The organism is Niveispirillum sp. KHB5.9 (genome assembly GCF_048066115.1).
GTDB lineage: Bacteria > Pseudomonadota > Alphaproteobacteria > Azospirillales > Azospirillaceae > Niveispirillum.
The window spans coordinates 311,708-324,269 of sequence record NZ_JBLTYX010000003.1 but is presented as its reverse complement, the minus strand read 5'-3'; the positions used below and the strand labels follow the sequence as shown (position 1 = coordinate 324,269).

Sequence of the window (12,562 nt, the reverse complement as noted above, 5' to 3'; positions counted from 1 at the left end):
GTTTGCTAAGAAGATTGTTCCACTCGATCTCGGGGGCTGAGGGGATGGCCGGGATGCCGGAACATGGGACGGATGGGCGGCGGAATGTTTCCCGCCCTGGTTCCTGATCCCGTCTGTTGGTGATCATGGTCCAGATACATGCAAGCTGTGTCGCCATCGACGGTCTGGCCCTGCTGCTGCGGGGCCCGTCGGGGGTGGGCAAGTCCGATCTGGCCCTGCGCCTTGTCGATGACGGCGCGCGGCTGGTTGCCGACGACCGTGTCGACCTGATGCCAGATGGCAGGGGCGGGCTGCTGGCCCGCTGCCCGCAGGCGATTTCCGGCCTGATGGAGGTGCGCGGTCTGGGCGTGCTGCCCGTCCCATCCGTCGAAGCTGCCCCCCTTTCCCTGATCGTTGACCTGGGAGAGGACGCGGAGCGCCTGCCGCATCCGGGATTCGAGATCATCGCCGGCGTCGCCCTGCCCCGCATCATCCTGAACCCGTTCCACGCCTCCACCTCAGCCAAGCTGCGCCTGGCCATGGCCGCCCTGTCGCGCGGCTGGCCGCTGGTGCCGGGCGAGGATGCGTGGGGTCGTCTGGCGGCGACCGCCACCGGAGGCCGGGCATGACCGCGCTGGGTCCTGACGGCCGCCTGCCCGTCGTGGTCGCTACGGGCATGTCCGGCAGCGGCCTGTCCACGGCCATGAAAAGCCTGGAGGATCTGGGCTACGAGGCGGTGGACAATCTGCGCCTGTCGCTGTTGCAGCCCCTGGTCAGCCAGCCGCACGACCGGCCGCTGGTCATCGGCATCGACAGCCGCACCCGCGACTTCAACGCCCAGCAGCTGCTGGCGGAGATCGCACGCCTGCGCGACCGGCCGGATTTGCGCGTCCGGCTGCTGTTCATGGATGCCCATGCCGACGCCTTGCAGCGCCGCTATACGGAGACGCGCCGGCCCCACCCGCTGGCCGCCGACCGGCCGGTGCTGGACGGCATCGCCACCGAACGCGTGCTGACGCAGCCGCTGCGCGACGCGGCGGACGAGGTGGTGGATACCACCAATTTCTCCGTTCATGACACGCGCCGCCACCTGACCGGCCTGTTCCGGCTGGAAGGCGGGCCCGGCCTGTCCATCTTCTGCACCAGCTTCGCCTATCGCCATGGTGTGCCGCGTGAGGCCGATCTGGTCTTCGACGTGCGCTTCCTGGACAATCCGCATTGGGATACGCAGCTGCGCCCCCTGACCGGGCTGGACCAGGCGGTGGCGGACTACATCACCCGCGATCCGGATTATAACGAGTTCTTCGGCAACCTGACGCGGCTGCTGGAACCCTTGCTGCCCCGCTATGTGCGGGAGGGCAAGCATTACCTGACCATCGCCATCGGCTGCTCCGGCGGTCGCCACCGGTCGGTCTTCATCACCCGCAACCTGGCCCTCTGGCTTCGGGAGCGCGGATACAAGGTGGGCGAGGCGCATCGCGACCTCGACCGCAAGGAGCAGGCTGCACCCGTCCCCGAGGACAGGGCGGCGGCCGGCACGAACCTGAGGGAAAGCGCATGATCGGCCTGGTCCTTGTTACCCACGGCAATCTCGCCGTGGAGTTCATCGCCGCCATGGAACATGTGGTGGGTCCGCAGAGCCAAGTCTGCGCGGTCTGCATCGGGCCCGAGGATGACATGGAACAGCGCCGCAACGACATCCTGGCCGACGTCGCCAAATGCGATGCGGGCGACGGGGTCGTGGTGCTGACCGACATGTTCGGCGGCACGCCGTCCAACCTGGCCATCTCCATCATGGACCGCGCCCGGGTGGAGGTGATCGCCGGCATGAACCTGCCCATGCTGATCAAGCTGGCATCGGTCCGCAAGACCGGCGCCGACCTGAAGGCCGTGGTGAATGCCGCGCAGGAGGCGGGGCGCAAATATATCAACGTCGCCTCCGCCCTGCTGTCGGACAGCTGAGCCCTCTCAACCCCTGCCCCCGGTCCCCTGATGAGCGAAAGCATCCTGCCCCCCGGCGCCCTGTCGCGCACGGTCACCATCCGCAACAAGCGCGGCCTGCATGCCCGTGCGGCGGCGAAGTTCGTGCGGCTGGCCGGCGACTATGATGCGCAGGTGGAGGTGGAGCGTGCCGACAATATCGTGTCGGGCGTGTCGATCATGGGGCTGATGATGCTGGCGGCCAGCATCGACACCACCATCGATATAAGAGCGGCCGGGCCCCAGGCCCGTGAGGCGCTGGACGCGCTGACCGCCCTGGTCGATGACAAGTTCGGCGAAGACTAAAAAAACACCTTTTGGGGAGTGCCCGCCATGACGCTGCGACAGCACCCGCCCCGCGATGGCGCGGGGGAAACAGCCACGGCCGAGCGCATGCTGCGTGGCCTGGGCGTGTCGCCCGGCATCGCCATCGGTCCCGCCCATGTCATGGAGGCGGGCGCCATCCAGGTGCCGGAATATTCCGTGGCCGACAGTGCGGTGGATGAGGAGGTGGCCCGCTTCCACATCGCGGTGGACAAGGCGCGCCGCCAGTTGGGCAAGCTGAAATCCAAGGCCGGCACCCTGCCCACCGATGCCGCCGCCGACGTGGCCACGCTCTTGGAGGCGCACCAAGCCATGCTGTCCGGGTCGCGCCTGATCCGCGGCGTGGAAAAGCGTATCCGCACGGAACGGCTGAACGCCGAATCGGCGGTGCAGCAGGAGATCGCGGTCCTGGCGCAGAGCTTCGCCGCCATGGACGATGCGTACCTGTCGGCCCGTGTCGATGATGTGCGCGAGGTCGGGCGCCGCCTGATCCGCAACCTTATGGAAACGCCCTATCAGGCCTTCTCCCGCCTGCCCGCCGGCGCCATCATCCTGGCGGAGGAACTGTCGCCGGCCGACACGGCCCTGCTGGACCCGCGCCGCATCGGCGGCTTTGCCACCGTGCTGGGCGGGGCGGAGGGGCATACGGCCATCATGGCCCGGTCGCTGGGCCTGCCGGCCGTGCTGGGTTCCGCCGGATTGCTGCAAGGCGTGGAGACGGGCGACATCGTCGTGGTCGACGGGCGCGCCGGCCGCGTGCTGATCAACCCGTCCGACGATGTCCTGGCTGATTACCGCCAGCGCCAGGCCCTGTGGCGGGCGGAGCGGGAGCAGCTGAAGGCATTGGCCGGCCTGCCCGCCATCACCCGCGACGGCACCGACGTGACGCTGTGCGCCAATCTGGAACTCCCGCGTGAGCTGGACGGCGCGCGCGAGGCGGGGGCGGCCGGCGTCGGCCTGCTGCGCACCGAGTTCATGTATATGAACCGCGACGACCTGCCGGGGGAGGAGGAGCAGTACCAGGTGCTGCGCGACCTGGTGATCGCCATGGAGGGCAGGCCGGTCACCGCGCGCACCCTGGATGTGGGCGGTGAAAAACTGGCCGGTGCTTTGGCCGACCGGTTCGCCACCCCGGCCAACCCGGCGCTGGGCCTGCGTGCCATCCGCCTGGGCCTGAAGGAACCCAAGCTGCTGGAAACGCAGCTGGCGGCGATGCTGCGTGCAGGCGCCCACGGGCCCCTGCGCATCCTGGTGCCGATGATCAGCAACCCGTCGGAGATGCGCAAGGTGCGCGAGCTGATGCGCGCCGTGGCCCGCCGCCTGCTGCGCCGGGGGCACACGATCGCCGATCCGCTGCCCCCCCTGGGTGCGATGATCGAAATTCCCGGTGCCGCCCTGGCCGCCGACGCCTTGTCGGCCGTGTCCGATTTCTTCGCCATCGGCACCAACGACCTGATCCAGTACACGCTGGCCATCGACCGCGGCGATGAACAGGTGGCCTATCTCTACGACCCGCTGCACCCGGCCGTGCTGCGGCTGGTGCAGTTCACACTGGAGGCGGCGGGACGGGCCGGCATCCCCGTATCGGTCTGCGGCGAAATGGCGGGCGATCCGCGCTATGCCGCCGTGCTGCTGGGCCTGGGCGTGCGTGAGTTGTCCATGGCGCCCGGCAACCTGCCCTTGGTCAAGCGCCGGGTGCGCGGCATGGACCTGGTGGAGGCCAAGCGCCGTGCCGGCATGATCATGTCGCAGACCGATGGCGGCCGCATCGCCGCCCTGCTGGATGATTTCAACGAAGCGTTGGGGTAAAAGGGAAGGGCCCATCCCTGGGAGGTACCCATGCTGCGCAATGTCCTGGCCCTGTCCGCCCTGCTGCTGGCCGCCCCTGCGGCCCTGGCCCTGCCATCAGAGCCGGAAACGGTGCGCGAGGAACAGCGCCTGACCCTGGATGGACGGGAGGAGGTCTGGCAACTGGTCTGGACCGGCCCGGTGCGCGATTTCTGCGAGGCGGTCAGCCCGGAAATGGCCATGACTGCACCCTGCGCCAGTCTGGCCGCGCGGGAGACGGGCCGGCTGTCGCTGCGCCGGATGCGCGACGGCACGGTCATCGACCGGTTCGATCCCGGCCCCGCCTTCGAGAAAGCCACGGCAACGGTGGAGGCCGGCCTGTCCGTGCTGCCGCGCCGTGCGGCACCCGACAATGAATATGAACGCTGGCTGGAGGATGAGGGGCGGTTCGTATCCGCCGCCGAACAGCGCCCGCCCCTGTCCGTGATGCGCTTCGGCGATTATGACCGCGACGGGCGGGCGGTGGAATTCCTGTTGCAGACCGATGCCGAACCGCAGGGCAAGCCGCTCTATGCCGCCATCGGCCTGCCGGCGGGGATCGACCGGCTGGGTTTCCTGCGATCCGCCGGCCGGCCGGACCGGACGCTGGTGATGGGCGCACGCGCCTGGATGACCCTGCGCGACCAGGGGGGGCCGGCGACCGTGACCCGCCGCGCCTGTGGTGAGCAGGGTGCCCGGACAAGGTCGGATTATCTGCTATCGGCGGCCAACGGACGCATCGATGTGACGCTGCGTGACAGCGCCTGCCCGAATGGACCGGTGATCGAGGAGACGGCGTGGTAAGCCTACGACCGCAATCCCAATGATTTCATCTCATTGGGATTGCGGTCACGGCGGCGACCGCCGCCGCGCGGCACGTGCCGCGTAGCCAAAGCCCACGGATGTGGGCGCCGGCGACTGAGGCCCAGTGATCGGTACGATCACACTGGGAACAAGCGTTACGAAACCGGTGGGGCGACACCCTTGGGCAGCAGGAGCCAGTAACGGCCGGCGGACTTCATCAAGCCGGCGCGATGTTCGGCTTCCGGCCCGTGCCCCCAGAATACGTCGCCGCGTACCGGGCCACGGATGGCGCCACCCGTATCCTGGGCCACCAGCAGCCGGCGCACACGGGCGCCGGCCTGCACCGGGTCCTCGGCATCCAGCCACATCGGCACGCCATAGGCGATGAAGCTGCGGTCCACAGCCAGCGACCGGCCCGGCGTCAGCGCCACACCCTGGGCGCCCAGCGGCCCCTCCCCCTCCAGCTTGCGGAAGAAGACGAAGGACGGGTTCACATTCATCACCTCCGCCGCCTTGGCCGGATTGGCCTCCAGCCAGGCACGGATGGACTGCATGGACACATCCTCCTTCAGCAGCGCGCCACGCGCCACCAGTTCCCGCCCGATGGCGAAATAGGGCTGGCCGTTCTGCCCGTCATAACCGACGCGCATCTGGCTCCCGTCGGGCAGGGTGATGCGGCCCGATCCCTGGATCTGCAGGAAGAAGGCATCGACCGGATCATCGACATAGAGCAGTTCCAGCCCCTTGCCGTTCAACGCCCCGGCTTCGATCGCCTTGCGGTCGGCATAGGGCTTCAACTGCCCGTCGACGACACGGCCGGCGATACGCTCCCCCTTCAGGTTGGGGCGGAACTCCCCCAGGTCCACCATCACCAGATCGGCCGGCCGCTTATAAAGCGGGGTCTGGTATTTGCCCTGTTTCTTCAAGGACCCGCGCAGGGCGCTCTCGTAATAGCCGGTGAACAGCCCGTCCTCATTGCCATTGTCACCGGCGGCCCAGGGCTGGAACAGGCTTTCCACCGTCCGGCGCAGGGCGACATGATCGCCGACCGGCAGTTTGGTGATCGCGGCACAAGGGGCCATCCAGTCACCGATGCGGCCCATCATGCCGTTGGGCCCCAGCGTCCGGTCCGCCGGTTGCTTGACCAGCCGGTCACAGGATTTCAGCAGCGCCGGCAGGGCATCGGCCTGCCGGTCCACACCCCAGCCCGGCAGCTCGGCGAAGCTGGCCGGGCGCAGGGTCAGGCGGGCGGCGGACTTCTCCACTTCCGGCACCGTGGCCGCCGGCGGCTTGGTCCCCTGCTGGGCGCAGCCGGCCAGCAGGCCGAAGGCGAGAAGGGCGGCGAGGCGGGCGGTCTTGTTGCGGCGCATGGGCATTCCATGGGTCGGATATGAAAAGGGCGCCCGACGAGGGGCGCCCGTGAAAGGCCGGCAACGGACGGCATCAACCGCCGCTGCGGGTTTCGGACAGATGCCAGTTGGGATCGCTGGCGCGGGTGTTGCGGCTGAAGGTCCAGATATCCGTCACTTCTTCCGGCTTGCCCTCGTCACCATCCACGACATTGCCCTGGGCATCGCGGGTGACATGGGTCTGGCGGGTGGTGAAGGTGACGGTGCAATGCGCCGTGCGGCCATCCATGCGCGCGGCCGACAGATCGACCGATTCGAAGCCATGGATGCGGCTTTCCAGCGTCTCTCCCGCCGCTTGACGCTCGCGAATGGCGGCGGCGAACCGGTCATAGACATCGTCGGCCAGCAGCGGGCGCAAGGTCGGCGTATCGCCCTCGGCAAAGGCCTTCACGATCATCTCGAACGCGGCCTTCGCGCCCTGCAGGAAGGTGCGCTCGTTGAAATTCGCATCAGCCGCGCGGATCAGGCGCAGGCCGTCTTCCAGGGAGACGGGGCCGCCGGACGCATCCGGCAGGTCGGGCATATCCGTGGCCGGACCGCGCGACGGCAGCTGGATGACATTGTCGGTATCGGGCGTGCGGGTGGTGGTGGGACCGGTGGCGCCGTTATTGTCGCGCTGGGCGAACGGGTTGGGGCGTTCCTGCTCCTCCCCATGCTTGCGACCCAGCACATTGCGCAGACGGTAGACGAAGAAAGCCGCCACCATCGCGAAAATCAGGATTTCCAGCCAGACGGAGCCGCCACCCATCGCATCACCCATTTCTGCCCTTGGCAACCCGGTCGGTCATCAACACATCTGATGCGGGGAATGATCCCTCGTCATCGGACCGCCGGGGCGTTAATTTATGAAAGCCTGTCCGTTAGATAGGCTCTCAATCGGTAAAGAGCAAGGACAGCCATGCGTTTCCTTCTTCCGTTGCTGCTGCTTCCCCTACTGGAGATTGCCGGATTCGCCTGGGTTGGCGCGCAGATCGGAGCGTTGAACACGGTGCTGCTGGTGCTGCTGTCCGGGGTCGTCGGCGTGCTGCTGTTGCAGCGCACCGGCCTGGAAAGCGTGCGCCGCGCCCAGGTCGGCCTGCGCACGGGCGAAACGGAACCCATGCGCCAGATGTTCAACGGGCTGTGCACGGCGTTTTCGGCCGTGCTGTTCCTGGTGCCCGGCTTCATCACCGACATCCTGGCCCTGATTCTGTTTCTGCCGCCGGTGCGCGCCGCCCTGCTGGCCCGCATGACCATCTTCATGCAGGTCAACGGCCAGACCGTCCGCTCCCGCCCCGGCCCCACGGGTGCCCGGCCGGTGATCGATGTCGAGTATGAAGATGTGTCGAAGCCGGAAGCCGGCGAGACGGCGGGCGATCTGCCGCCCCCGGACAGCAAGTGGCGTCCGCCGGGTGTTTGAGTAAGTCGCGCGTTCCCGACCTAAAAGCCTGGATCGGGGCGCAGATGGTTTACGTCGAACCCGTGTGCCGTGACCAGCCGGTTGGCCACCTCCAACCGGTGGCAATGCGTATGGTCCGCCTCGAAACACAGCAGGCAGGCGGGCTTTTCCAGCGACAGCGAACCGGCCAGCGCCAGTTCATACTGCGCCTCCGGCCTTGCCAGACCTTCCTCTACGATCGACCAGAAATCATCCATCCGCCCCGCGCGGTTGGCCAGCCGCCCTTCCTTGGGTGTGCCCAGCTTCTTCAGGTGCAGATAGTCGATCCCTTCCGCCTCCAGGCTGGCGCGCAGGGGGGACTTGGAGAAGCCGGCCCGGCGGGACGATGGCAGTTCCCGCACATCCAGCAGCAACCGCACGCCCGACGCCTTCAAGGAAGCGATCACCGCGCCCTGGGAAGCGCCTTCATAGCCGATTGTGTGCAGGATCATGGCACTGCTCCCTACCCCGCATCCGCGAACCGGTACCCGATGCCCGGCTCCGTCAGCACAAACACCGGCGCATTCGGGTCATCCTCAATCTTCTGGCGCAGTTGGCGGATATAGACGCGCAGATACTGCACTTCCTCCACCTTGGCCGGTCCCCAGACCTCCTTCAATATCTGGGCATGGGTCAGGATGCGGCCGGCATGCTGGGCCAGAAGGCGCAGCAGGTCGAATTCCGTGGGCGACAAATGCAGGCGCTTTCCCGCCTTCTGCACATGGCGGTTGACCATGTCGATCTCCAGATTGCCCACCGCCAGCAGGGGCCGCCCGCCCACCTGCTGGATGGCGTGGCGCTGGGCCGTGCGGATGCGGGCCATCAGCTCGCCGGCGCTGAACGGCTTGGTGACGTAATCATCGGCGCCCAAATCCAGCGCCAGGACCTTGTCCTGCTCCCGGTCGCGCGACGACAGCACGATCAGCGGCACCGGCCGTTCCCGCTTCAGAGCGGGGATCAGGTCCAGACCGTCCAGATCGGGCAGGCCCAGATCGAGCAGGATCAGTTCCGGCAGGGCCTGACGCGCCACGTTCAACGCCTCGGCGGCATTGGTCGCTTCCACCATTTCCCACCCTTCCGGCGTGATGATGGTCTTCAGCAGGCGGCGGATCGCCACCTCATCCTCCACGACCAGCAGGCGATGAGGTCGCGTCATGGCTGTTCGCTCCCGATCAATCCATCGCCGCGCGGGTCGATGGCCAATGTCAGCTCGAAGCAGGCGCCCGGCCCGCCATCGGGCCGGTCATGGACCGACAGCGTGCCCCCCATGGCTTCCACGAAACCGCGGGCGATGGCAAGGCCCAAGCCGGTGCCGGCGGTGCGATGGTCGCGCGCCTCCACCCGGAAGAACTTGTCGAAGACCTGGGTCCGCGCCTCCTCCGGAATGCCCGGCCCCTGATCCTCCACCCGCAGCTTCACATGCGCGGCCTCGCGCAGGGCCTGCACGCGCACGGCGGTGCCGCGCGGCGCGTATTTGCCGGCATTGTCCAACAGGTTGAACAGGGCCTGTTCCAGCAACAGGTGATCGCCCCGCACCAGGGGCAGGTCACCGGGCATGCGGATATCGATCATGTGGCCGGACAGGATCGGCCCTGCCCGCTTCACCGCCCCGGACACCACATCGGCCAGATCGATGGGCTCCCGCTTCAGATCCAGCGCGCCGGCCTCCAACCGCGTCATGTCCAGCAGGTTGCGCACGAAGCGGCCCATGCGCTCGGCCTCCCCATGCAACGTATCCAGCATCTCCGCCGTCTCGTCCGGCGCCATGCGGCCGATACCGGATTTCAGGCCCGTCACCGTGCCGATGATGGCGGCCAGGGGCGTGCGCAGATCGTGGGAGAGCGAGGTCAGCATGGCGGAGCGCAGCCGCTCCGTCTCGCTTTCCAGCTTGGCCTGGTCGATGGCGCGGACCAGCTTCACCCGCTCGATCGCCACCGCCGCCTGATCCAGCAGCGCATCCAGCAGCCGTCGGTCATCGGGCGTCAGCAGGCCGCCGCCGCCGGCATCATCATTGCCGATCCCGGCCACGGCCACGGTGGCCCGGTCGGTGCGCAGCGGCAGGTACAGGCGCTGCGTGCCCGGCAGGGTGGCCGCCCCCCGCCCCGCCGGCTTGCCATTCTCGAATGCCCAGACGGCGGCGGCATGGTCGGCGGGCGATATCTGGTCGTCGGGCGGGTAGGCAGAGGCGGGATACAGGCTGGCGGCCCGATCCTCCTCCGCCGGCAGCAGCAGGACCACGCGCAGCTTCAGCATCAGGGCGATCTGGTGGCTGGCCGCCCACAGCAGATCGTCCATGTCGCCGATCCCGGCCAGCTTGCGGGCGAAGGCCGACAGCTGCGCGGTGGTGCGGGCGCGGGCCTGGGCAATGGCAGCCTGTTCGCGCACCCGCGCCGTCAGGCGGCTGGTCAGCATGGCGGCGGCCATGAAGAAACCCAGCGACCAGATATTGCCAGGATCGCCGATGGAGAAGGTGTAGAGCGGCGGCAGGAAGAAGAAATTATAGGCCGCCACCGCCAGCACGGCAGTGAACAGGGACGGCAGAAACCCGTGCAGCACGGCGCTGCCCAGCACGGCCATCAGGAAGACCAGGCTGATATTCTGCACGCCCAGCCATTCATCGACCAGGATACCGGCCCCCAGCGCCACGCCCGTGAACAGCAGGCCGGCCAGATAGGCCTTGATATCGGCGGGCCGGCTCTCCGGCCTTGTCGTCACGCGCTTGGCGGCATTGCTGTCGGGATCAGCCTGTTCGCCGGCGATGACATGCACCGAAATGCCCTTGGCCCGGCGCAGCAGATCATGCACCACCGACCCGTTCAGCATCTCGAACCAGCGGGAGCGCTGCGACTTGCCGATGATGATCTGGGTGATGTTGTTGGCGTGCGCGAAATTGACCAGCGCGTCGGTCACCGTGCGGCCCGGCAGGGTCAGCGCCTCACCGCCCAACTGTTCGGCCAGGCGCAGCGCATCGGCCACCCGGTCGCGGTCGGCCTCGTCCAGGCGCTGGTGGCGGGCGGTTTCCACATAGACCGCCGTGAACGGCGCCTTCAACCGGTCGGCCATCCGCTTGGCATGGCGGACCAGCCCCAGCGTCGATGGATCGTCGGAGATGCAGACCAGCAACCGGTCCCCCGCCGCCCAGGGCCCGGCGATGGCGTGGCTGCGCATATAGGTGACCATCTGGTCGTCCACGCGCTGCGCCGTCCGCCGCAACGCCAGCTCGCGCAGCGCCGTCAGGTTGCCGGGCGAGAAATAATGCTTAAGCGCCCTTTGCGCCTGATCGCGGACATAGACCTTGCCCTCACCCAGCCGCTTGATCAGGTCGGACGGGGTCAGGTCGATCACCTCCACCTCGTCCGCGCCATCGATCACCTGGTCGGGCACCGTCTCGCGCACCCTTATCCGGGTGATGCGGGCCACGACATCGTTCAGGCTTTCCACATGCTGGACGTTCAGGGTGGTCAGCACGTCGATCCCGGCCTCGCGCAACTCCTCCACATCCGAATGGCGTTTGGCGTGGCGGCTGCCAGGCGCGTTGGTATGGGCCAGCTCATCGACCAGCACCACCTTGGGTCGCCGCGCGATCAGCCCGTCCAGGTCCATCTCAGCCAAGTCCTGACCGCGATAGGACAGGGCCTTGCGGGGGAAGATTTCCATCCCCGCCAGCATCGCCTCGGTCTCCGCCCGCCCATGGGTTTCCACCACGCCGACAACGACATCCACCCCCTCCGCCTTCATGGCATGGGCGGTGCGCAGCATCTCATAGGTTTTGCCGACACCGGGGGCGGCGCCCAGGAAGATTTTCAGCTTGCCGCGCCGTTCGGCCGTCGCCGCCTGCAACAGGGCGTCGGGGGACGGACGGGCCGGATCGGATGACATGGATATTTACGCCTGTTTCGCGTCGATGATCGACCGGCGGACGGCGCGGGTACGGGTGAACAGCTCATGCAGCTTGTCCCCCTCGCCCCAGCGGATGGCCCGCTGCAGGGCCGTCAGGTCCTCCGTGAAGCGCTGGATCACCTCCAGCACCGCCTCCCGGTTGTTCAGGAAGATGTCACGCCACATGGTGGGGTCGGATGCCGCGATGCGGGTGAAGTCGCGGAAGCCGGTGGCGCTGAACCGGATCACCTCGGATTGGAGATGTTCCTCCAGGTCGGTGGCCGTGCCCACGATCGTATAGGCGATCAGGTGGGGCAGATGGCTGGTGATGGCCAGCACCCGGTCATGATGGCCGGGTTCCATCACCTCGATCATGCTGCCGCAGCCCGTCCAGAAGGCGGCCAGCTTGTCCACCGCCGCCTGGTTGGTGCCGGGCACCGGCGTCAGGATGCACCAGCGGCCCTTGAACAGGGCGGCAAAGCCGCTGTCGGGGCCGGAATGTTCGGTGCCGGCCAGCGGATGGCCCGGAATGAAATGTACCCCGTCCGGCACGAACGGGGCGATATCGCGCAGCACCGACTGCTTCACCGACCCGACATCGGTCAGGATCGTGCCCTCGCTCAGGTGCGGGCCGATCTCCGCCCCCAGATCGGCGAAAGCGCCGATGGGGGTGGCCAGGATCACCAGGTCGCATGTGGATACCAGCGCCGGATCGGTGCCGGCTTCCACCGCCAGGCCCAGTTCCAGCACCCGGTCGCAAACCGCCTGCGACCGGTCCACGCAGACCACCCCGTTGGCCAAGCCCGGATATTCCGCCACACAGCGCGCGAGCGAGGAACCGATCAGGCCGAAGCCGACGATGGCAACCTTGTCGAACAGGGGGGCGGTCATGGGAAAGGGTCCTGAAAAGAAAAGACCTGGGTTCACTAGCACAGTGAACCCA

Annotated in this window: 13 protein-coding genes; 7 read left to right on the top strand and 6 right to left on the bottom strand. The window is 67.7% G+C overall.

The features are described 5' to 3' along the window. Nucleotides 1-125: 125 nt before the first annotated feature. Genes ACM9HJ_RS08165 through ACM9HJ_RS08140 form a run of 6 tightly spaced genes read left to right on the top strand, consistent with a single transcriptional unit; the run spans nucleotide 126 to nucleotide 4,914 of the window. Nucleotides 126-608, top strand: a complete 483-nt coding sequence (locus ACM9HJ_RS08165) for an HPr kinase/phosphorylase (protein WP_416571213.1) — start codon at nucleotides 126-128, stop codon at nucleotides 606-608. Then, a complete protein-coding gene (gene rapZ / locus ACM9HJ_RS08160) occupies nucleotides 605-1,540 on the top strand; it encodes an RNase adapter RapZ (protein WP_416571212.1) in 936 nt (311 codons plus the stop codon). The genes ACM9HJ_RS08165 and rapZ overlap by 4 nt, the downstream gene beginning before the upstream one ends. Then, nucleotides 1,537-1,941, top strand: a complete 405-nt coding sequence (locus ACM9HJ_RS08155; protein ID WP_416571211.1) for a PTS sugar transporter subunit IIA — start codon at nucleotides 1,537-1,539, stop codon at nucleotides 1,939-1,941. The genes rapZ and ACM9HJ_RS08155 overlap by 4 nt, the downstream gene beginning before the upstream one ends. 30 nt (nucleotides 1,942-1,971) lie before the next feature. Next, nucleotides 1,972-2,265, top strand: a complete 294-nt coding sequence (locus tag ACM9HJ_RS08150; RefSeq protein WP_416571210.1) for an HPr family phosphocarrier protein — start codon at nucleotides 1,972-1,974, stop codon at nucleotides 2,263-2,265. Nucleotides 2,266-2,292: 27 nt separating this feature from the next. Then, entirely contained in the window at nucleotides 2,293-4,092 is a 1,800-nt protein-coding gene (gene ptsP / locus ACM9HJ_RS08145) for a phosphoenolpyruvate--protein phosphotransferase (protein WP_416571209.1), read from the top strand. Nucleotides 4,093-4,122: 30 nt separating this feature from the next. Continuing rightward, nucleotides 4,123-4,914, top strand: coding sequence for a hypothetical protein (locus ACM9HJ_RS08140; protein WP_416571208.1), 792 nt, complete (start codon nucleotides 4,123-4,125; stop codon nucleotides 4,912-4,914). Nucleotides 4,915-5,069: 155 nt separating this feature from the next. Here the strand turns inward: ACM9HJ_RS08140 and ACM9HJ_RS08135 are convergent, their stop codons facing one another. Both ACM9HJ_RS08135 and ACM9HJ_RS08130 read right to left on the bottom strand, forming a co-directional pair. Continuing rightward, the gene (locus tag ACM9HJ_RS08135; protein ID WP_416571207.1) at nucleotides 5,070-6,284 is read right to left on the bottom strand and encodes a murein transglycosylase A; all 1,215 of its coding nucleotides are present in this window, start codon (nucleotides 6,282-6,284) and stop codon (nucleotides 5,070-5,072) included. Between the two features lie 73 nt (nucleotides 6,285-6,357). Continuing rightward, nucleotides 6,358-7,083, bottom strand: coding sequence for a Tim44/TimA family putative adaptor protein (locus ACM9HJ_RS08130; RefSeq protein ID WP_416571206.1), 726 nt, complete (start codon nucleotides 7,081-7,083; stop codon nucleotides 6,358-6,360). 138 nt (nucleotides 7,084-7,221) lie between these two features. On the opposite strand from ACM9HJ_RS08130, the gene ACM9HJ_RS08125 reads away from it, so the two are divergent. Further along, nucleotides 7,222-7,722, top strand: coding sequence for an FxsA family protein (locus ACM9HJ_RS08125; RefSeq protein ID WP_416571205.1), 501 nt, complete (start codon nucleotides 7,222-7,224; stop codon nucleotides 7,720-7,722). A 20-nt stretch (nucleotides 7,723-7,742) separates the two neighbouring features. Here the strand turns inward: ACM9HJ_RS08125 and ACM9HJ_RS08120 are convergent, their stop codons facing one another. Genes ACM9HJ_RS08120 through ACM9HJ_RS08105 form a run of 4 tightly spaced genes read right to left on the bottom strand, consistent with a single transcriptional unit; the run spans nucleotide 7,743 to nucleotide 12,510 of the window. Further along, a complete protein-coding gene (locus tag ACM9HJ_RS08120; protein ID WP_416571204.1) occupies nucleotides 7,743-8,192 on the bottom strand; it encodes a DUF488 family protein in 450 nt (149 codons plus the stop codon). An 11-nt stretch (nucleotides 8,193-8,203) separates the two neighbouring features. After that, on the bottom strand, nucleotides 8,204-8,896 hold the full coding sequence (locus ACM9HJ_RS08115; RefSeq protein ID WP_416571203.1) for a response regulator: 693 nt from the start codon (nucleotides 8,894-8,896) through the stop codon (nucleotides 8,204-8,206). Continuing rightward, nucleotides 8,893-11,619 (bottom strand): DUF4118 domain-containing protein, encoded by a 2,727-nt coding sequence (locus tag ACM9HJ_RS08110; protein ID WP_416571202.1) that lies wholly within the window; start codon nucleotides 11,617-11,619, stop codon nucleotides 8,893-8,895. Before ACM9HJ_RS08110 ends, ACM9HJ_RS08115 begins: the two co-directional genes overlap by 4 nt. Nucleotides 11,620-11,625: 6 nt before the next feature. Beyond that, a complete protein-coding gene (locus ACM9HJ_RS08105; RefSeq protein ID WP_416571201.1) occupies nucleotides 11,626-12,510 on the bottom strand; it encodes a prephenate/arogenate dehydrogenase family protein in 885 nt (294 codons plus the stop codon). Between the last annotated feature and the right edge of the window lie 52 nt (nucleotides 12,511-12,562).